The following is an 18,901-nucleotide window of genomic DNA, read 5'->3' as shown; positions in this document are numbered from 1 at the left end:
GCAATTCGACACCTCTAGACAACATGCGTTGTCAGAACTACTCTCGGTGGCACAGCTCACACCGAAGCCATGGGAGTGTTCACATGAAGCGCTACGACCTTCGCGCGCGCACAGATCAGCTCGATCCCGAGACCGACTACGAAGAGATGTCTCGCATTCTTGCTGCTCAAGAGTTTCCCTGGGACATCAACCAGGCCCTCAGTTTTGCGCTGTTCCGCACCTACGCGGTGCCGTCGATCGGCAAACTGCTCTTCTCCACGGGTGAATTCACCGACCGGGTCCAGAAACGGTACGACGACACCAGCCTCATTCTCGACGCCGTCCTCGAACACGGCCTGGGCAGCGACCAAGGTCGATCGAGTGTTCGCCGGATGAACCAGATGCACGGCTCGTACGACATCTCCAACGACGACATGCGATACGTGTTGGCTACTTTTGTCGTCACTCCGGTGCGCTGGCTCGAATCGTACGGTTGGCGCCCGTTGACGCCCAACGAAATAGCCGGATCCACCTTCTATTACCGCGAACTCGGCCGTCACATGAACATCAAGGACATGCCAACGACCTACGACGGATTCGCGAAGCTCTTGGACGAGTATGAGCGCGAACACTTTTCGTTCGATCCGGGTGCCAGGGCGGTTGCCGACTCCACACTGGAACTCATGTGCACGTTCCCGCCCAACAACCTAGCGCCGAAGCCCCTGATCAAGGCATTCGCCTACTCACTCATGGACGATCACCTTCTCGAGGCGTTCGGGTACAAGCGCCCACCTGCGGTGGTTCGTGCGCTCTCCAGGGGCGCACTCAAAGCACGCGGCCGCCTGCTGCGATTCTTCCCACCGCGCACCGCCCGGAAATTCGCCCGCGATCTTCCGAATATCCGCAGCTACCCAGCCGGCTACAAGGTCGACCAACTGGGAACCTTTCCCACGGGGTGCCCCGTCAAGCACGTGAAGCCGAGTGAACAAGCCCAAGCGTGACGTGGCGGTAAGACAAGAATGGGGCGCTTCCTTCGGCACAGTTCGCGAAGGAAACGCCCCCGAAAAAATCAGATCGCGGATTCCAGTTCGTACTTACCCAGACCGGGCGCACCGGCAAGAAGTGGTCCCAAATCCTTGATAGCTCCCGGACCCGCGCGCCATTCGCGGTAAGCGGCATCAGCCTCGGCAGACGCCCACTTCTCGACGCACAACCAGTGCGTTTCGTCCTCGGCATCGATCACCACGTCGACGCCTTCGCAACCCTCGAAAGCACGGGTTTCAGCCAAAACTCGCCCGAACACCTCGCGCGCGGTATCAAGGCTCTCCTTCTTCAACCGCACATCCAAAATCGCGAAAATCGTCACAGAACACTCCTAGTCGTCAACTGCAGTGAATCGAATAATTCAAGGCCACGTTATCGGAAGCACATTCCGCTGACGGTGTGATCGCGTGAAGTTGAAGGAAGCTTTTGTCGCTCTGCCGACTATTCTGTCGTGCATGACCGAGCCTGTAGCCACTGCTGACCTTGCCGACGAAATTGGACCAGACATCCGTAGCTGCGACACGCAGTTCACTGCGTTCGGTGGCCGTGAGGTTTTTGCCGGCCCCATCACCACGATCAAGTGCTTCCAGGACAACCTGCTGGTGAAGCAGACCCTCAGCGAACCGGGCAACGGCGGTGTCCTCGTCGTCGACGGTGATGCGAGCATCCACACCGCACTGGTCGGCGACATCATCGCCGGACGCGGAGTCGACAACGGCTGGGCCGGAGTGATCGTCAACGGCGCCGTCCGTGACTCCGCAATCCTGCGCACCCTCGACATCGGCGTCAAAGCGCTCGGCACCAACCCACGCAAGAGCACACAGACCGGTTCCGGCGAGAAGAACGTGCCCGTCGAAATCGGCGGCGTCACCTTCAATCCCGGTGAGATCGTCTACAGCGACCAGGACGGGGTAGTCGTCCGCGAAAGCTAGAAGTAGAGCTCGAGATCAGGCGGGAGCTTCCACCTTGGCGGCCATCCCGCCGATCTCGACTACATCACCGTCGCGCAGCTGACGACCACGACGGTCCTCCACCTCCCCGTTGACCGACACCATGCCGTCGGCGATGACTTCCTTGGCTTCTGCGCCGGATTCGATGAGGTTGGCGAGCTTGAGGAACTGGCCGAGACGGATCATTTCGTCGCGGATCGGTACTGCGGGGATGTTGGCGCTCATGGCAATCATTCTGCTCCTCGCACAAAACCGGACACGAACGGCCACACTGAACAGTGAGACTGATCGACCGGTATGGGAGGACGCTCGATGGCACCTATCAGCGAGATAACGGATACAACCGCGGAGTTGGTTGAAACTCCGCCGGAGAATCCGCGAAAGGCACGCCGCTTCCAGTCGGGACGGCTGAGCCAGGTCCCGCATATCTCGGGCTTGATCCTCGGAGTCTTCTCCGTCCTCGTCTTCTTGTGGAGCCTGTCGCCGACGCTGCGTCATATCGTCCGGGTCCCACGCGAATACATCGACAACTACTACTTCGACGCACCGGATACGAGCTTGTCGTGGGCGCTCGTCGTCGGTCTTCTTGCTGCCGCACTAGCCAGCCGCAAGCGCATCGCGTGGTGGCTGTTGACGGTCTACCTGTCCGTGATCGCTCTGAGCAACATCTTGTTCACGTTCACCGACAAAAATCCGAATAATGCCGTAGCTGCTGTCGTACTGCTGGTCGTCATCGGAATTCTGATCGCGGCCCGTCCCGAGTTCTACACCCGCGTACGACGCGGAGCCGGCTGGAAAGCTCTCGGCGTACTGATCGGCGGGTTGGCGATCGCCACCCTGTTGGGCTGGGGACTGGTCGAACTTTTCCCAGGCACACTTCCGGAAGATCAGCGTTTTGCGTGGGCGCTCAACCGTGTCACCGCTGCAGCGGCGGTCGACAACGAAGTCTTCGACGGTCATCCGCATGCCTTCGTGAACACGATCCTCGGTCTCCTCGGTGCTATCGCACTCCTCGCTGCCGTCATCACGCTCTTCCGCGCCCAACGTTCCAACAACGCACTCACCGGCAACGACGAGTCGGCGATCCGCGGGCTCATCCAAGGTTTTGGCGCCGACGATTCCCTCGCCTACTTCGCCACCCGACGCGACAAAGCCGCGATCTTCGCTCCGAGCGGCAAAGCCGCGGTCACCTATCGCGTCGAGATCGGCGTCTGCCTGGCCAGCGGCGATCCGATCGGCGACCCCGAAGCCTGGCCGCACGCCATCGAAGCGTGGCAGGACCTGGCCTCGAAGTACGGCTGGGCAACAGCCGTCATGGGTGCCAGCGAAACCGGTGCAACCGCCTACAAGCGGGCCGGACTCAACGTCCTGCAGCTCGGCGACGAGGCCATCCTGCGTACCCGCGAATTCAATCTCAACGGACGCGACATGCGCCCCGTTCGACAGGCAGTCACTCGCGTACGACGCGGCGGCGTGACCGTCCGGATGCGACGCCACCGCGACGTGCCCCAGGTCGACATGTCCGCCGCCATCGTTCGCGCCGACGACTGGCGCGACACCGAAACCGAACGCGGCTTCTCCATGGCACTCGGCCGACTGGGCGATCCACTCGACGGCGACTGCCTCCTCGTCGAAGCCGTGATGGACGAAGGTACCGACGACGAGTCCGTCGTCGGCATGCTGTCGCTCGTCCCGTGGGGGGCAAACGGAGTCTCCCTCGACCTGATGCGTCGTAAGCCGACGGCACCCAACGGTGTTGTCGAGTTGATGGTCTCCGAGCTTGCCACGCGCTCCGACGAATTCGGCATCGTTCGGGTCTCACTGAATTTTGCAGTGTTCCGCTCCGTATTCGAGGAGGGCTCGCGCATCGGCGCCGGACCGATCCTGCGTATCTGGCGATCGGTGTTGGTCTTCTTCTCCCGTTGGTGGCAACTCGAGGCTCTGTACCGCTCCAACGTGAAGTATCAGCCGGACTGGGAACCACGCTTTTTGTGCTTCGAGGACAATCGCGAACTCCCGCGCGTCGGATTCGCGTCGGCGATCGCCGAGGGTTTTGTTGTTCTCCCCACCTTCAGTCGCAGATCGAGCAAAGCCACCAAGCACACCGGAATTCACGAAACACTGCCTGCGGCACTGGTCACCGCCGAAGGCATTCACGCCGACGGCAGCCTGCCGGACTCCGCACCGGCGATGGCAGCACCGGGACCGCGGCGACCCGAGCAGGTTCGCGTCCGGATGAACAAACTGGCGACGCTCGAGGGCGAAGGCATCAGCGCATATCCCGTCGCCTACCCTCCGACTCACACGATCTCCGCGGCAGCACAGTCACCGGAAGGCACCCGCGTACGCATTGCCGGACGAATCCTGCGGGTCCGCGACTACGGCGGTGTTGCATTCGCCGACGTGCGCGACTGGTCCGGCGACATTCAGGTATTGGTGGACCAGGATCACGTCGGGCGCGAGAAGTTGACGGAGTTCGCTGCCGAATTCGATCTCGGCGACCTGATCGAGGTCAGTGGGACCATCGGTCGCAGCCGTAAGGGTGAACTGTCGCTGATCGCGCTCGAATGGCGCATGAACGGCAAGTGCCTGCATCCGTTGCCGGACAAGTGGAAGGGCCTGTCGGATCCCGAAACTCGCGTTCGTCAGCGGTACCTCGACATCGCCCTCAACCCGAAGGCCCGCGACCTACTCGAAGCCAGAAGTGCCGTCGTCAAGTCGCTGCGTGATTCACTCGGCAACCGTGGTTTCCTCGAAGTGGAGACGCCGATCCTGCAGCAGGTTCACGGCGGCGCCAACGCCGCACCGTTCCTGACGCACATCAACGCGTACAACCTCGATCTGTACCTGCGCATCGCGCCCGAGCTGTACCTGAAGCGGTTGTGCGTCGCCGGCATGGAAAAGGTGTTCGAGATCGGTCGCGTGTTCCGCAACGAAGGTGTCGACTTCAAACACAACCCCGAATTCACGATCCTCGAGGCGTACGAAGCGCACAGCGACTACGAGGGCATGATGCGGATGTGCCGCGAGCTCATTCAAGCTGCGGCTGTGGCGGCTTTCGGGCGCGAGATCATCATGCGGCCAGGAGCCGACGGCGAACTGGTCGAGGTCGACATCTCCGGCGAGTGGCCCGTCAAGACGATGCACGGGGCAGTTGCCGAAAAACTCGGCGTCGATGTTTCTCCCGAGACAAGCCTCGAAAAGCTGCAAAAACTGTGCGACGACAACGAAATCCCGTATCAGTCCAACTGGGACGCGGGCGCCGTGGCACAGGAAATGTATGAGCACCTGGTCGAGGATTTCACCGAGTTCCCGACGTTCTACACCAATTTCCCCACCTCGATGTCGCCACTCACCCGTCCGCACCGCAGCATTCCCGGTGTCGCCGAGAAGTGGGACCTGGTGGCGTGGGGAGTGGAACTCGGCACGGCATACAGCGAGCTGACGGACCCGGTTGATCAGCGCAATCGCCTCACCGAGCAGTCGATGCTCGCGGCCGGCGGAGACCCGGAGGCCATGGAGTTGGATGAGGAATTCCTCCAAGCGCTCGAGCACGCAATGCCGCCGACGGGTGGACTCGGAATGGGCGTCGACCGTGTTGTCATGCTGATCACCGGCGGCAGCATCCGCGAAACCTTGGCGTTCCCCCTCGCGAAACCACGCCAGTAATCGAGGCACTGATGCCGGGACTGTTCCACGTGAAACCACCGGGCGAGTTGATGACGGTCGGCGGGGACAGCCTGCATGTGCTCGTAGAGGGCGACGGACCTGCCGTCGTCCTCTGCGGCGGACTGGCCGGCAACTGGTTCGACTGGGACGACTGCGCGCGCAACCTCAGTCTCGACCGCACCGTAGTCCGGTTCGATCGGCCCGGCTTCGGACTCAGCGAGCCTTCGGCCCAAATCCCAAGCGTTCGCGGCGAAGCGCAGCGTATCGCCGACGTTCTCGATGCCGTGGGAATCACTGAACCAGCTGTGGCAGTGGGTCATTCGATAGCCGGTTTCTATGCCGAGGGTTTTGCGAGGCTGTTTCCCGAGCGAGCAGCGGGCATCCTGCTCCTCGATTCGAGCGCCGAGAAAAACCCGAAGCGGCTCGTCCCGCGCAACCTCCTGCTCACGGCCTCACACCTGGCCGCTGCAACCGCCAGTACCGCTGGGCTGCAACGACTTCTAGGCACCACCACCCGAAAGATTCTCAACCAATCCGTGCCCCCGACAGGCCCGTCCCACACAATGGCCGAATGGGTTGGGCACATCTACCGCGAACCGCACTACCTCGAAGCCGCCATGATCGAATACGTCGCCTACACCGATATGGCGATGGAGCTCAACAAGTTACGCGAGTCCGAGGACCACCGACTGCCGGACATCGGCATCAGCGTCGTAGCTGCTCACACCGGCCACTCGACCCCGTGGTCGGTGTCCTGGATGGCCAAACAACAGCGACTCGCAACATACCTGGGCGGGCGCTTCCACGTCCTGCGTCCCGCCCACCATCACGCGATGATCGATCAGCCCGAAAAACTCGCCGAGCTGATCCGGTCCGTCACATGAGAATGATATTCTCATTTTCATGGTCCTCGCGAACGGCTCGTCGCCACAGGTGCTTGCAAGCATGAAAACCTTCACCTCCGACTTCGGGCTGGCCTCGTTCCAGCCGACGCCGGAGCGCTCGCTGATGCGCGCCGATCTCACCGACAAACTGCGGTCACACGGGGGCCAGGCTTCCCTGGGAGTCCTGGTCACCGTGGCGGATTATGTGACCTCCGACCCGGCATTGGTGGCCTGTCGGCCCGATTGGACTGCAACCCAAGATCTCTCACTTCATTCAGCCGGCCCGCTCACCGAGGGACCGATCGTCGTCGACAGTAACCTCGTGCGCATCGGCAAGAAGACGATCATCGTCTCCGCCGATGTCTACGACGGCCATGGCCTCACCGACCTCCGTGAGCTGGCCGACGCGATCGACTCGGGCAGCGGTCCCACCCTCGCAGCTCGCGGACTCGTCACCTTTGCCCGCATTCCTCGTTCGGCTGCGGGGGACGCGGATTCGTACACCCCGGACCAGTGGATCGGCACAGTCAGGGAGCATCCGACCGAAGAGGTCGAAGGAACGATTTACTCCCGGCTGGCAATGCGTGTCATCGATGCTTCGGCGGGCGTTCTCGAACTCGATCTCACTCCGTTCGTGGTCAATCAGATCGGCACGATCATGGGCGGCGCGCAGGCCCTGCTCGTAGAGTCGGCGGCCCAGGCCATGCGGCCCGAGCTGGTTGCAACAGATATGCAGATGCACTACCTGTCGCAAGTCCGAACTGGACCAGCGCGGTCCTACGGCACGGTGATCCGCGACGCCGCGGATCACGCAGTACTGAGCATCCAGCTCGTCGACGCCAGTGCTGACGATCGACTGCTCGCATTGGCAACGGTGACTCTCCACAAGCCGCTGCATACGCAGCCCAACCGTCTTACGCAGCCCAACCGTCCAGAATGACGCTGACTGCGTGATTCAGGCGGAGAGCGTCGCCGCCCCAGTCGGGCACTATCGCATCGTCAGCGATCTCACCGCTGAGCAACCGATCCGCGAAACCCACTGACGGCGGCGCCGGTTCCATCACCGAACCGCCACGAAGCCGGAACTCGAATTGTTGCTCTCCAATCGCAGTAATCATGAACTCATCGCGGTGCAACGCTCGATGGCACGTGCCGCACAACATGATCAGGTTGTCGAGATCCGTCTTCCCACCAGCACGCCAGAATCGAACGTGATGAGCGTGTAGGAAGCGCGTGCGTCCGCATCCTGGTGTGCGGCAACACCCGTCGCGGTACATGAGCGCAGTCATCTGCTTTGCACTGGTAATGCGGGTACGCCGACCCAGGCTGAGCATGCACCCCTGCTTGGTGGTTGCGGCCCGCACTCTGGCGTCACACAGCACTTCGTCGGCATCAGCGTCCTCGAGCGCGGGCCCACCGGACACGCGTACAACCTTCTCCTCACGTAGAAACACCACTTCGGCTGGGCGGGAACGTTTGCCGGCATCCGTTGCTACTGCAACGATGTCAGCCATTGCGACCAGCGCCGGACCGATGTTGCGCAGTGGGCGCCGCACCATATTGGCAGCTTGTGGTTCTTGTGGTTCTTCTGGTTCCCCAGCTGCTTCCGTCGTGCGCGTGCGATCTCGTTCCGCATTTGTCAACGCCGCCAATACCTTTGCACCGTCTTGCGCTGCGAGGCGTCCCCGGAAAACGAAGTCGCCAGTATCCGGATCCCAGTGCCACCGGGTTTCGAACCGGTCCAGTTTCGGCTTGCCCTGATCATCGCTCGTTGCCTTACGTAAGCCGGCAACAAGACGGTCGATCTGGCCGGACGGAGCACTCGTGCCGAGGCGCACCATCTGTTTGTCGTTGAGCGGCGTGGCGACACGAGTCAAAGATCGGACTTTGGAATAGGACAAGCGACCTTCTTCAAACGCAGCACGCATGTTCGGCAGCGTGGTGAGAGCTTTTGCAACCCGGACATATTCGCGCCCGGTATGCTGGCTGAGCCCACACTTCCAGGACAGCCAATGGGCGCACGAATGCAGGCCAGGCCCCGTCCAGCCGCGAGTCTCGTCGAATCGCGCCACCAAAGTCAGAAATCTGGCGGTAGCTGCCGCAATGTGCCCGGCAAGTGCGCAGATTTCGGTACCGAGCCGGTCGGCTGTATCCCTATCTGTTGCCGCAACACTATCCCTGGTCACGCCACTATCCCTGGTCACGCCTCTGTCTGTTTTCGTCATGATGTCCCCCCACCGTTACGAATGTGCGTCGACAGTAGACGCGGGTACCGACAGGTTTGCCGAAAACGTCCCCGCGGGGACGTCTCGACCTCGAAACCTCGAGCTTCTCACTCAACAAGACTGCCGAAATTTGGCCGCACTCAGCCTGTTAGAACGGAAGGGTGCCCCACGAATCCCTGAATCTCACCCTGCCCGACAACACCTTCCGCGACAACGAATGGTGGCGCAGCGCCGCGATCTACCAGGTGTACATCCGCAGCTTTGCCGATGGCAATGGTGACGGCGTCGGCGACATCGCCGGAATCCGAAATCGCTTGAGCTATCTGGCAGAGTTGGGCGTCGATGCCATCTGGGTCAACCCGTGGTACCCGTCGCCGATGGAGGATGCGGGCTACGACATCTCCGACTACCGCAGCATCGAACCGTCATTCGGCACAATGGAACAGGCCGAGGCCATGATCGCCGAAGCCCATGATCTCGGGATGCGCGTCATCCTCGACCTGGTGCCCAACCACGTCTCCGAGGCGCATCCGTGGTTCCAGGAAGCCCTGCTCGCGCAGCCCGGTTCGGCCGAGCGCGACCGGTTCCACTTCCGCCCGGGCAAAGGTGCGGCAGGCGACGAGGCACCTAATGACTGGGTCAGCTCCTTCGGCGGTCCCGCGTGGACGCGCGTCAAGGATTCGGACGGCAATCCAGGTGAGTGGTACCTGCACCTCTTCACACCCGGACAGCCGGATGTGAACTGGCGCAACGCGGATATCCGCGGCGACTTCGAGACGACGTTGCGGTTCTGGTTCGACCGTGGTGTCGACGGATTCCGCATCGACGTCGCCCAGTCACTGTGCAAAGACGCGGATCTGCCCGACCTGAACGGGCTGACCTACCCCACGCCGGTCCCCGCCGACGGTTCCGAACCGGTGGAGCATCCGCACTTCGACCGCGACGAAGTCCACGACATCTACCGTTCCTGGCGAGCGGTGGCCGACAGTTACGATCCACCGCGCGTATTTGTCGCCGAAGCCTGGGTGGGCAACCCCGCACGCCTCACCCGTTACCTGCGCCCGGACGAACTCCACAGCGCCTTCAACTTCAACTTCCTGCTCGCGCCGTGGAACGGAGCGACGCTGCGCAGCGTCATCGACACCACGATCACGTCGCATGCTGCGGTGAATGCATCTCCCACCTGGGTACTGTCCAACCATGACGGCGTCCGTCATCTTTCCAAATATGCGAGGCCGCAGACAGATTCGCGCACCTGGTTCCTCAGCCAGATCCGCGACATCCCCGGCGACTTCGAACTCGGCGAGCGGCGGGCACGCGCCGCGGCGATGCTGATGCTTGCACTCCCCGGCGGGGTTTACATCTATCAGGGCGAAGAACTCGGCCTGGCCGAGGTGGAAGACATCCCGGACGATCAGTTGCAGGATCCGATCTGGAAGCGGACCGGACACCGCGAGCGTGGCCGCGACGGCTGCCGTGTTCCGCTGCCGTGGTCGGGCGACACCGCCCCGTACGGCTTCAGCCCCCCGAACGCCAACCAGGCGCCGTGGCTGCCGCAGCCGCAGGGTTGGGCTGAGCGAACCGTCGAGTTCCAGACGGGCAAGGCCGACTCCACTCTCGAGCTCTACCGCAGCGCGCTGTCCCTACGCCGCAGCCTGTCGGCGCTGGCCACCGAGCCGCTGACTACCGCGACGCTGACCTGGATGAACGACGACAACGATCTGGTGCTGGACTTCCGGCGCGGCAGTGCGCTGCGCTGCGTCGTCAACACGTCTTCCGAGCCAATCGCGCTTCCCGACGGTGACGTTCTGCTTGCCAGTGGTCCACTACCCGGCAACGGCACGATCCCCGCCGACACGGCCGTCTGGCAAGGTGTCCCGTGTGCAACTACTCCTGATCCGACACGCGCTCCCTGAACTGGCAGAGGTCACCGAGGGTCGTGCTGATCCCGCGCTGACAGACGAGGGCCACGCCCAGGCACACCGGCTGCCTGCGGCGTTGGCCCCGTACCGGATCACGGGACTCTTCAGCAGCCCACAAAAGCGTGCTCTGGAAACCGCGGGTCCGGTATCGGACGTTCTCGGACTCCCGGTCACCGAGCATCCGGGCCTGGCCGAGTACGACGCCGAGCAATCCCACTACATTCCGATGCACCAGGTCTTGGAGCGAGCACCACAGACCTACGAGCGCATCAAAGCCGGTTGGCTACCCGAATCGATCGACGCCGACGCATTCCGCACTCGTGTCCTCGGAGCGATCGACGACATCGTGGCGTCAACGGACAACGACGCCACCGTGGCGGTGTTCTGCCACGGCGGCGTCGTCAATATCGTTCTGCAGGAGCTACTCGGCCTGGAGCGTCCGCTGACGTTCCCGATCGAGTACGTTTCCGTCACTCGTATTCTCGTGTCCCGCAACGGTAATCGACGGGTTGCGTCGGTCAACGAAACAGGTCACGTCCGAAACATGTTGCGCGTCTAGCTCAACTCACACGTTGTGGCACGCCACCTGGTGTCCGCCGTCGACGAGTCGTAGCTCCGGAACTTCCTCGGCGCAGCGATCCGTGGCGAGAGGGCACCGGGTGCGGAACCGGCAGCCGCTCGGCGGGTTCAGCGGCGACGGAAGTTCGACGACCTTCTGGTCGACGTTCTGCGCCGCAGTCACCGTTGCGTCGGGATCGGGGATCGAGGACAGCAGCAACTGCGTGTACGGATGCAGCGCACGGTTCTGCATGTCTTCTGCGGGAACGATTTCGCAGACGCGGCCCAAGTACATGATCATCACGCGGTCGCTGATGTTCTTCACAACGGCCATGTTGTGCGCGATGAAGAGCAGTGACAGCCCGTGCCGCCGCTTGGCATCCTCGAGCAGGTTGAGGATCTGTGCCTGCACCGAGACGTCGAGACTGGAGACGGGTTCGTCGCAGATCAGCACCTTGGGATCGAGCATCAAAGCTCTTGCGATGCAGACACGTTGGCACTGACCGCCCGACAATTCGCGAGGGGTGCGATCCCAGACCACGTCGGGGTCGAGGCCGACCTCGGCGAGGACGGCGCGGGCGCGGGCCTCGATTGCGGCCTTGTCCTCACCACCCCAGATCGACGGTCCTTCGGTCACGAGCGCCTTGACCTTGCGGCGCGGGTTGAGCGAGGAAATCGGATCCTGGAAGATCATCTGCAGCTGAGTACGGCTGCGACGCAACTCTTCCGAGCCCAGCTCCGTCATCTCCACGTCACCGAGCCGGATGGACCCCGATGTCGGCGAGGGCAACTGCATGATGGCTCGCCCGGCGGTCGATTTACCGCAACCGGATTCGCCCACCACGCCGAGGGTTTCACCCGCAGCGACGGTGAAGCTGATTCCCGAGACGGCGTGAACTGTCTGTCCCTTGCCGACATTGAACTCGACAACCAGATCTTCGACCGTCAATGCGTCGTCGAGCTTTACCGGCTTCTTGGTATCGGTTGCTGCAGTCATCAGACCATCTCCTTCACTGCGAGCGAGAGGCCCGCTGCGGTCTTGCCGGCCTTCTCGTTGGCTACCAATGCCGCTGTGCCCTCAGGGGTGTCGACGGGGAAATGGCACGCAAACGAGTGGCCGTCGGACGTGTTGTCGCCCGGTCCGCCGAGCGCGAGTGCCGGGTCGCCGGTCAGGCAGTCGTCCTGCGCGTACTTGCAGCGTGCTGCAAAGCGGCAACCGGGCATCGGCTTTGTCATGTCCGGCAGTCCACCCGGAATGGTTTGCAGCACCGTGTGCGTCGGCGATTCGAGTCGCGGAATCGCGGCCATCAGCGCTTCGGTGTACGGATGCCGTGGACGCGAGAAAAGCTCTTCCGTCGCCGATGTTTCCACGACGGAACCGGCGTACATGACGGCGACACGATCGGAACGTCCCGACACCACGCCCAGGTCGTGACTGATGAGAATCACGGCCATGTTGAGCTTGTCGTTGAGCGAGGCGAGCAGATCCAGGATCTGCTTCTGCACCGTCACGTCGAGAGCCGTCGTCGGCTCGTCCGCGATCAGCAGCTTCGGCTCGCAGGCCAAAGCCATTGCGATGACAACTCGCTGGCGCATACCACCGGACAGCTCGTGGGGGTACTGGTCGAGGCGACGCTTGGGCTCCGGAATTCCCACCATCGACAGGAGTTCAGCGGCGCGGTCACGGGCCGCGTCCTTCTTGAGTCCGAGATGGAACTTCAAGGATTCGGTGATGTGCGTGCCGATTCGCTTGAACGGGTTGAGCGACGTCATCGGATCCTGGAAGACCATGGCGATCTCCGGGCCCCAGAAGTGCTTCATCTCCGACTTTTTCATCGTCGACATGTCGCGGCCGGCAAACGTGACCGTTCCAGTGATGTCGAGTGCCGGACCCTTCTCCAGCAGACCCATGATGGTGCGGCCGAGAACCGACTTGCCGGAACCCGACTCACCGACGATGCCAAGAGTCTCACCCTCGGAAACGTGGATCGACACACCGTCGACGGCCCGCAGTTTGCCTCGGGGAGTCGCAAATACGGTTCGGATGTTGTCCGCTTGCAGCAGCGGTACGCCATTTGTCACTGAAGTGGTCACAGCTTGCTCCGATACTTCTCACCGATGAGGTTGAACGAGAACACCGTCAGGAAGAGGAATACGCCGGGCACCAGGACGATGAACGGGTGCTTCTCCACGATGCCGCCCTGGCCTTCCGCGATCATGTTGCCCCACGTCGGATCCGGCTGAGCGATACCGAGCCCGAGGAAGCTGAGCGATGCTTCGGCGACGATCAGGCCGGACACGGCGACGAGGCCGAGTGCTGCAACGGGAACCAGAACGTTGGGTACCAGTTCTCGCCAGATGACTCTCCATTTGGTGGCGCCCATTGCCCGGGCAGCGAGCACGAACTCACGTTGGGCGACCACTATCGTATTCGCTCTTGCTATTCGAACCATGCTGGGAATGCAGAGAATCGACAGTGCGAGCGTGATGTTGCGCAGGTTCGACGTGAGGACAGCAGCCAGCGCGATCAGCAGAACCAGGGACGGAATTGCGAGCAGCGAGTTGGTGAGGATCCCGACTACCGCGTCGATCTTGCCGCGGAAGTACCCGGCCATGACGCCGATCGTGCCGCCGATGACGATGCCGATGAGCACCGCGCAGATTGCGACGGTGAGCGAGGCACGCGCTCCGTACAGCGCGCGGGCCAGGAGATCGAGACCGAAGTTGTTGGTACCGAGCGGATGCTCCGAGAGCAGGCTCGGAGGTGCAAAGCCGGGCTCGGCCAAAGTCTTGACCGTGTCCTTGTATTCACCGAGCGGCAGGAGCGGCGCGACGATGGCCGCAACAACCAGCGCTACGAGCCAGATGCAGGCCAGCCAGTACGACAGGTCGAATTGGCTTCCCCACCTGGCGATACCGATCTTCCCCAGTCCCTTGAACAGGAACACGAGCGAGGCCAGGCCGATGACGATACGAACGATCATCATGATGCCGGACCCGAAGAGGGCGGTGCCGAGCAGAGCGATACCGACGACGGTCAGGATCGTGCCGATCAGGACCAGATTCTTCGGCTTCTCCAGCGTTTCTATCGGACCGGGCGCAAGCAGGACGGTCTGCTGCCGATATGTCATCACCTCGGACGGGGCCGGCGCGGGGGCCGCTCCGTCGGGCGTCACTTCAGACATGGACACGACGACTCCTCGGGTCAAGATAGGTGTACAGAACGTCGATCGCACTGTTGACGACCACGTAGATGACGGCAATCACGACCACCGCACCCAACAGCATCGGCGAATCGCCTTGTTGTGCAGCCCGAACGATGAGTGTGCCCATGCCGGGCAGCGAGAACAGTGTCTCGACGATGACGGTGCTGCCGATCATGCCGCCGAGTGCCAGACCCATCATGGTGATGAGCGAGAACGACGACGGCCGCAGCGCGTCACTGAACAGGACGCGCAGCGTGGGCATGCCCTTGGCCTTCGAAGCGAGGATGTAATCCTCACGCAAGGTGGTCACGAGGTCGCTGCGCAGAACGCGGGTGAACATCGCCATCTCGAGAAGACTGATGGTGATTGCGGGAAGTATTGCGTGCGAAAGGTTTCCGGAGATGCTGTCACCGATTCGCACCCACTGCGAGCGCGGGAACCAACCCAACCAGTTCACCGTCACCATGATGAGGAGCAAACCGGCCAGGAAGCTCGGAATCGAGAGAACACCGAACGTTGCGGCGCTGATGACGCGGTCGATGACGCCACCCTCGTGATGTGCCGACCACAGTGCGAGCGGAACGGCGACAACAAGAGCGATGACAAGGCCCATCACTGCAAGCTGAACGCTGACCGGGAGAGCCGAGCCGATTGCGGAGAGAACTTCCTGCTGCGGCGGGACCAGCGAGGTACCGAGATCACCGGTAAGGGCGCTCGTCAACCAGTCCCAATAACGAACCAGGAGTGGATCGTTGAGTCCGAGCTGCTGGCGCATTTCCTCGTATTCGGCGGGGGTACGACCCTCACCCAATACCGCGACCGCCGGGTCACCGGGGATCAACGACGCCAGCACGAAGGTTCCGAAACTGACGATGAGGAGCACAATGACGAGCTGGCCCAACTTCTTACCGATTGCGCCGATGTTCATAGATTTCGTCTCCTTCGGGCAGCCAACTCGCAATTCACAGCAATTCCTCGTATCTCATTCGTCTCGGTTAACGTGTCCGGCCCCGCGAGGGCCGGACACGTGTAGGTCGAGTCAGGACTTCCAAACGCTGTCGAACAGCATGATTCCGTCGATGCTCTGCTTCAGGCCGTGAACGTTCGTGTTCCACACGTCCAGCGTCGGGACGTTGCCCCAGACGATCCACGGCACCGTCTCGGTGGCGCGTTCCTGAATCTTTGCGAGAACAGCCTTCTTGTCCTCGTCGTTGGTGGCAACACCGAGCTGATCGAGAAGGACGTCCATCTCGGCGTCGGCGTAGTTGGTGACGTTGTTACGGCCACCGGACTTGATGCCCGTGTACAGACGCTCGAACGGGTCTGCCTCGGACAGTGAACCGGCTGCGGTGCTCATGTCGTAGTCACGGTCGACGTACATCCGCTTGACCAGATCGCCTGCGCCGGTGACGTACTCGATCTGCGTGTCGAAACCGACTGCGTTGAGCATTGCCTGCACGCCGAGAGCGGTCGACTGTGCGGACGGCTCCTGGATGGAGAGGAAGGTGACCTTGCCGTCGAAGCCGTCTGCCTTGGCCTGATCGAGCAATTCCTTGGCCTTGGCCGGATCCACACCGGTCGGAGCGACGTCGTTGTGCCAGCGGGAGGTGTCCTGGAAGATCACCTGTCCGGGAAGGCCCTTGCCGTTGTTGACGCGGGTGTTGAGGGTTTCGGGGTCGATCGCCATTGCCATTGCCTGGCGCACACGGAGATCCGAACCGGGGCGACCTTCGGCCATGTTGACGTTCGCGATGTAGCCGAGCGACGGGATGTCGATGAAGCCCGGGTTGCCGTTCTCGATCAGATCGAGGATCGGGGTGAGCGTACGCATGTACGCCGCGTCGATGCCACCGGTCTTGAGAGCCTCGGCGGTGGGCTGAGCTCCGACGATGCTGATGAGCTTGAGCTTGTCGACCTTCGGTGCGCCGCCGAAGTAATCGGGACGGGCAGCGAGCAACAGCTCTTCGTTGGGAGCAAAACGCTCGAGGGTGAATGCGCCGGCGCCGATCGGGGTGAACTGATCACCCTGCTGCGCAGCCGGAGCGACGATCATGCCGGGACCGGTAGAGAGCATCGACTCGATACCCGTCCACGGATCGACCAGGTTGAAGACAACCGTCGACGCGTCCGGAGCGTCCATCGAGGCAACCTTGGCTGCCCACAGGCTCGACTGCGCTGCCTTGTTGTTGACGTAGCGGTTGATGCTGTCGACAACTGCCTTGGAATCGAGAGACGTTCCGTCACTGAACTTGACGCCGTCACGAAGCTTCAGCGTCCACGTCTTGCTGTCCGAGCTCGGCTCGAGCGACTGCGCCAACTGCGGAACGAACGTCTTCTCGATGGGGTCGTAGCGCATCAGCACGTCGTAGATCGCGCTGAGCTCACTGCCACCTGTTGCGCCGGCAACCTGGATCTTCGCCGGATCGAGCGATGTCACTGCGGAATAACCGCTGAACGTCAGCGTCCCACCCGTGGTCGGGGTGCCGGGATCAGCCTGTTCGTTGACCAATCCGATCTTGAGCGCGGAACCCGACTCGACAGATTCACCGCCGCCGCTCGACCCGTTGTCGGCGCACGACGCCAGGAACATACTTGCGGTGATCGCCAGCGTGACCGCAGCTAATCTGCGATGCCCGCGGCGGGAACTACGACTCATTCTGATGCCTCCAAGGCAGGAAAAACTGTGACTTCTTGTTGAACAAGAAACAGTGTGTGATGCGACGCACAGAATGGTTCGAACGAGTCCCGCTCAGTGGAATTGGTTAAGTTGCGGTCCTCAACGGTTATCTAAATCGTCCTGGCCTGCGCATTCCGCCAAACCAAAGAGACCTATCGGTCTAGTCCCGATCTAGTCCCGATCCAAGGTCGCTTCCTCCAGATCCAGCTCACGTAGTACCTTCCGTAGGACCTCGTCATCGATGCGGCCGCCATCGCGTTCGGCAATGAACACAGTCCGCTCGGCGTCGATCATCTCGAGACGCAGAGCCCGGAATGCGGCCGACGGACTCTCCCCCAGATCGTCGTCGCTACGCCCCAGCCGCTCCCACGCCGAATTGGCTCGGTGCGTGTTCCAGGTCCGCAAGATGTCCGCCGCTCGATCCCGCACCGCGGGCACACCTCCGTCCTGCTCGGCAACCAACTCGTCCAGCCGCGCTGCTGCTGCCCGTGCCGCCTTGTCCTGCGCCGCCGCCTCCGCTCTCGCGTCGGACTGCGCTTCCTCCCCCTGAACACCGAGCGTGCGGATAACCCACGGCAACGAAAGACCGTGCAGGAGCAATGTTCCGACCACGACGACAAATGTCAGGAACAAGATCAGCGAACGCCCGGGGAACTCCTCACCACTGTTCACTGTCAAGGGAATGGCAAATGCCGCTGCCAGCGACACGACTCCGCGCATTCCTGCCCACGACACGACAAATACCGACCGCACCGACACGTCCGGTTCCCGCGCGCGGATCCGCGGCGACAACCACCGCGGCAGGTACGTGGCCGGAAAAACCCACGCAATCCGCACAACCACAACGGTCGCGAGCACCGCAATGGACGCCCACACCACAATCGAGGTGCTGTACCCCTGCAATCCACTCACGACACTGGGTAATTGAAGTCCGATCAACAGGAACACAAACGACTCGAGGATGAGGTCGACGGCCTTCCACACGGCCGTATCCTGCAGGCGTGTCGCATAACTGGCCCGAGTGGAACGCTGACCCAGGAAAAGGCCGGCCACCACTACGGCAATGACGCCCGACGCGTGAATCTCCTCCGCAGCCAGGTAGGTGAAGAACGGAACGACCAAGCCGATTGCGCTCTCCATCACCGGATCGCGAAGTTTGCCACGCACTTTGGAGATCACGAACCCCACCGCAAGCCCGATCGCCGTTCCGCCGACAGCGGCGATCACAAACGTCTCGAACCCGCTCGCCAATGTGGCACCCGTGCCAACGGCCGCCGCCAAGGCAACCTTGTACGCCGTCAGGGCGGTGGCGTCGTTGAGCAGGCTCTCACCGCCCAGGAGTGTCATGATCCGACGCGGCAGGCCAAGCCTGCGTCCGATTGCGCTCGCCGACACCGCATCCGGCGGCGCCACAATCGCACCGAGAACCAACGCCGCGGCAATCGAGAACTCCGGCACGATCAGATACGCGACCAAGCCGACCGCTGCGGTCGTCGCGAGGGGCAGACCCACCGCGAGCAACCCGATGGGACGCAGATTCGATCGCAATGCCAGATATGAACTGTCCAACGCCGCCGAGTACAGCAACGGTGGTAACACCACGAACAGAACAAGATCCGGATCGAGCTCGAGATCCGGTACGCCGGGTACCTGACACGCGATCAACCCGAAGACCACCAGTATCAACGGCGACGACAAACCGAATCGACGCGCAACCGCTGCGACCAGCAAAGCCGCTACTACAACCCCCAGTAATATGCCGTTCACTCTGGCAGCATGCAGGATCG

The 18,901-nt window shown here is 62.2% G+C and carries 16 protein-coding genes; 7 read left to right on the top strand and 9 right to left on the bottom strand.

What is annotated here, in order from left to right; genetic code table 11:
* The first annotated feature begins 83 nt into the window (after positions 1-83).
* The gene (locus EEB13_RS12135; protein ID WP_033235360.1) at positions 84-980 is read left to right on the top strand and encodes an oxygenase MpaB family protein; all 897 of its coding nucleotides are present in this window, start codon (positions 84-86) and stop codon (positions 978-980) included.
* Positions 981-1,048: 68 nt separating this feature from the next.
* Here the strand turns inward: EEB13_RS12135 and EEB13_RS12130 are convergent, their stop codons facing one another.
* A complete protein-coding gene (locus EEB13_RS12130; protein ID WP_033235359.1) occupies positions 1,049-1,345 on the bottom strand; it encodes a putative quinol monooxygenase in 297 nt (98 codons plus the stop codon).
* A gap of 133 nt (positions 1,346-1,478) precedes the next feature.
* Between EEB13_RS12130 and rraA the strand changes: the two genes are divergently transcribed.
* Complete coding sequence (rraA, locus tag EEB13_RS12125) at positions 1,479-1,955, top strand: ribonuclease E activity regulator RraA (protein WP_033235436.1); 477 nt, start codon at positions 1,479-1,481, stop codon at positions 1,953-1,955.
* Between the two features lie 15 nt (positions 1,956-1,970).
* Here rraA and EEB13_RS12120 read toward each other — a convergent pair whose 3' ends face one another.
* Positions 1,971-2,198 (bottom strand): RNA-binding S4 domain-containing protein, encoded by a 228-nt coding sequence (locus tag EEB13_RS12120; protein ID WP_033235435.1) that lies wholly within the window; start codon positions 2,196-2,198, stop codon positions 1,971-1,973.
* 87 nt (positions 2,199-2,285) lie between these two features.
* On the opposite strand from EEB13_RS12120, the gene lysX reads away from it, so the two are divergent.
* From lysX to EEB13_RS12105, 3 genes are all read left to right on the top strand, one after another.
* Positions 2,286-5,642, top strand: a complete 3,357-nt coding sequence (gene lysX, locus EEB13_RS12115) for a bifunctional lysylphosphatidylglycerol synthetase/lysine--tRNA ligase LysX (RefSeq protein WP_141485331.1) — start codon at positions 2,286-2,288, stop codon at positions 5,640-5,642.
* An 11-nt stretch (positions 5,643-5,653) separates the two neighbouring features.
* Positions 5,654-6,526, top strand: coding sequence for an alpha/beta fold hydrolase (locus EEB13_RS12110; protein WP_141485330.1), 873 nt, complete (start codon positions 5,654-5,656; stop codon positions 6,524-6,526).
* Positions 6,527-6,587: 61 nt separating this feature from the next.
* The gene (locus EEB13_RS12105) at positions 6,588-7,466 is read left to right on the top strand and encodes a hypothetical protein (protein ID WP_141485329.1); all 879 of its coding nucleotides are present in this window, start codon (positions 6,588-6,590) and stop codon (positions 7,464-7,466) included.
* On the opposite strand, the gene EEB13_RS12100 is transcribed toward EEB13_RS12105, so the two are convergent.
* A complete protein-coding gene (locus tag EEB13_RS12100) occupies positions 7,441-8,712 on the bottom strand; it encodes an HNH endonuclease signature motif containing protein (protein ID WP_261984503.1) in 1,272 nt (423 codons plus the stop codon). The two genes, EEB13_RS12105 and EEB13_RS12100, sit on opposite strands and share 26 nt — an antisense overlap.
* Before the next feature lie 200 nt (positions 8,713-8,912).
* Between EEB13_RS12100 and EEB13_RS12095 the strand changes: the two genes are divergently transcribed.
* Complete coding sequence (locus EEB13_RS12095) at positions 8,913-10,667, top strand: glycoside hydrolase family 13 protein (RefSeq protein WP_222839795.1); 1,755 nt, start codon at positions 8,913-8,915, stop codon at positions 10,665-10,667.
* Positions 10,633-11,232: a histidine phosphatase family protein gene (locus tag EEB13_RS12090; protein ID WP_141485327.1), complete on the top strand. Its 600-nt coding sequence runs from the start codon at positions 10,633-10,635 to the stop codon at positions 11,230-11,232. Before EEB13_RS12095 ends, EEB13_RS12090 begins: the two co-directional genes overlap by 35 nt.
* Positions 11,233-11,238: 6 nt before the next feature.
* On the opposite strand, the gene EEB13_RS12085 is transcribed toward EEB13_RS12090, so the two are convergent.
* The 6 genes from EEB13_RS12085 to EEB13_RS12060 form a co-directional block, all read right to left on the bottom strand.
* The gene (locus EEB13_RS12085; protein ID WP_033235355.1) at positions 11,239-12,228 is read right to left on the bottom strand and encodes an ABC transporter ATP-binding protein; all 990 of its coding nucleotides are present in this window, start codon (positions 12,226-12,228) and stop codon (positions 11,239-11,241) included.
* A complete protein-coding gene (locus EEB13_RS12080; protein WP_141485326.1) occupies positions 12,228-13,325 on the bottom strand; it encodes an ABC transporter ATP-binding protein in 1,098 nt (365 codons plus the stop codon). The genes EEB13_RS12085 and EEB13_RS12080 overlap by 1 nt, the downstream gene beginning before the upstream one ends.
* Positions 13,322-14,416, bottom strand: coding sequence for an ABC transporter permease (locus tag EEB13_RS12075; protein ID WP_230590249.1), 1,095 nt, complete (start codon positions 14,414-14,416; stop codon positions 13,322-13,324). Before EEB13_RS12075 ends, EEB13_RS12080 begins: the two co-directional genes overlap by 4 nt.
* Positions 14,409-15,365, bottom strand: a complete 957-nt coding sequence (locus EEB13_RS12070; RefSeq protein ID WP_033235352.1) for an ABC transporter permease — start codon at positions 15,363-15,365, stop codon at positions 14,409-14,411. Before EEB13_RS12070 ends, EEB13_RS12075 begins: the two co-directional genes overlap by 8 nt.
* Before the next feature lie 111 nt (positions 15,366-15,476).
* A complete protein-coding gene (locus EEB13_RS12065) occupies positions 15,477-17,093 on the bottom strand; it encodes an ABC transporter substrate-binding protein (protein ID WP_095887566.1) in 1,617 nt (538 codons plus the stop codon).
* 192 nt (positions 17,094-17,285) lie between these two features.
* Positions 17,286-18,881, bottom strand: coding sequence for a Na+/H+ antiporter (locus EEB13_RS12060; RefSeq protein ID WP_095887565.1), 1,596 nt, complete (start codon positions 18,879-18,881; stop codon positions 17,286-17,288).
* Between the last annotated feature and the right edge of the window lie 20 nt (positions 18,882-18,901).

Source organism: Rhodococcus sp. WS3, assembly GCF_003797085.1.
Taxonomy (GTDB): Bacteria; Actinomycetota; Actinomycetes; order Mycobacteriales; family Mycobacteriaceae; genus Rhodococcus_F; species Rhodococcus_F globerula.
This window is presented reverse-complemented; position numbering and strand designations above follow the sequence as displayed.

Coding starts and splice junctions, on each gene's coding strand:
- lysX (WP_141485331.1), top strand. CDS start 2,286: ATGGCACCTATCAGCGAGATAACGGATACAACCGCGGAGTTGGTTGAA.
- EEB13_RS12070 (WP_033235352.1), bottom strand. CDS start 15,365: ATGAACATCGGCGCAATCGGTAAGAAGTTGGGCCAGCTCGTCATTGTG.
- EEB13_RS12065 (WP_095887566.1), bottom strand. CDS start 17,093: ATGAGTCGTAGTTCCCGCCGCGGGCATCGCAGATTAGCTGCGGTCACG.
- EEB13_RS12085 (WP_033235355.1), bottom strand. CDS start 12,228: ATGACTGCAGCAACCGATACCAAGAAGCCGGTAAAGCTCGACGACGCA.
- EEB13_RS12075 (WP_230590249.1), bottom strand. CDS start 14,416: ATGTCTGAAGTGACGCCCGACGGAGCGGCCCCCGCGCCGGCCCCGTCC.
- EEB13_RS12105 (WP_141485329.1), top strand. CDS start 6,588: ATGAAAACCTTCACCTCCGACTTCGGGCTGGCCTCGTTCCAGCCGACG.
- EEB13_RS12135 (WP_033235360.1), top strand. CDS start 84: ATGAAGCGCTACGACCTTCGCGCGCGCACAGATCAGCTCGATCCCGAG.
- EEB13_RS12120 (WP_033235435.1), bottom strand. CDS start 2,198: ATGAGCGCCAACATCCCCGCAGTACCGATCCGCGACGAAATGATCCGT.
- EEB13_RS12110 (WP_141485330.1), top strand. CDS start 5,654: ATGCCGGGACTGTTCCACGTGAAACCACCGGGCGAGTTGATGACGGTC.
- rraA (WP_033235436.1), top strand. CDS start 1,479: ATGACCGAGCCTGTAGCCACTGCTGACCTTGCCGACGAAATTGGACCA.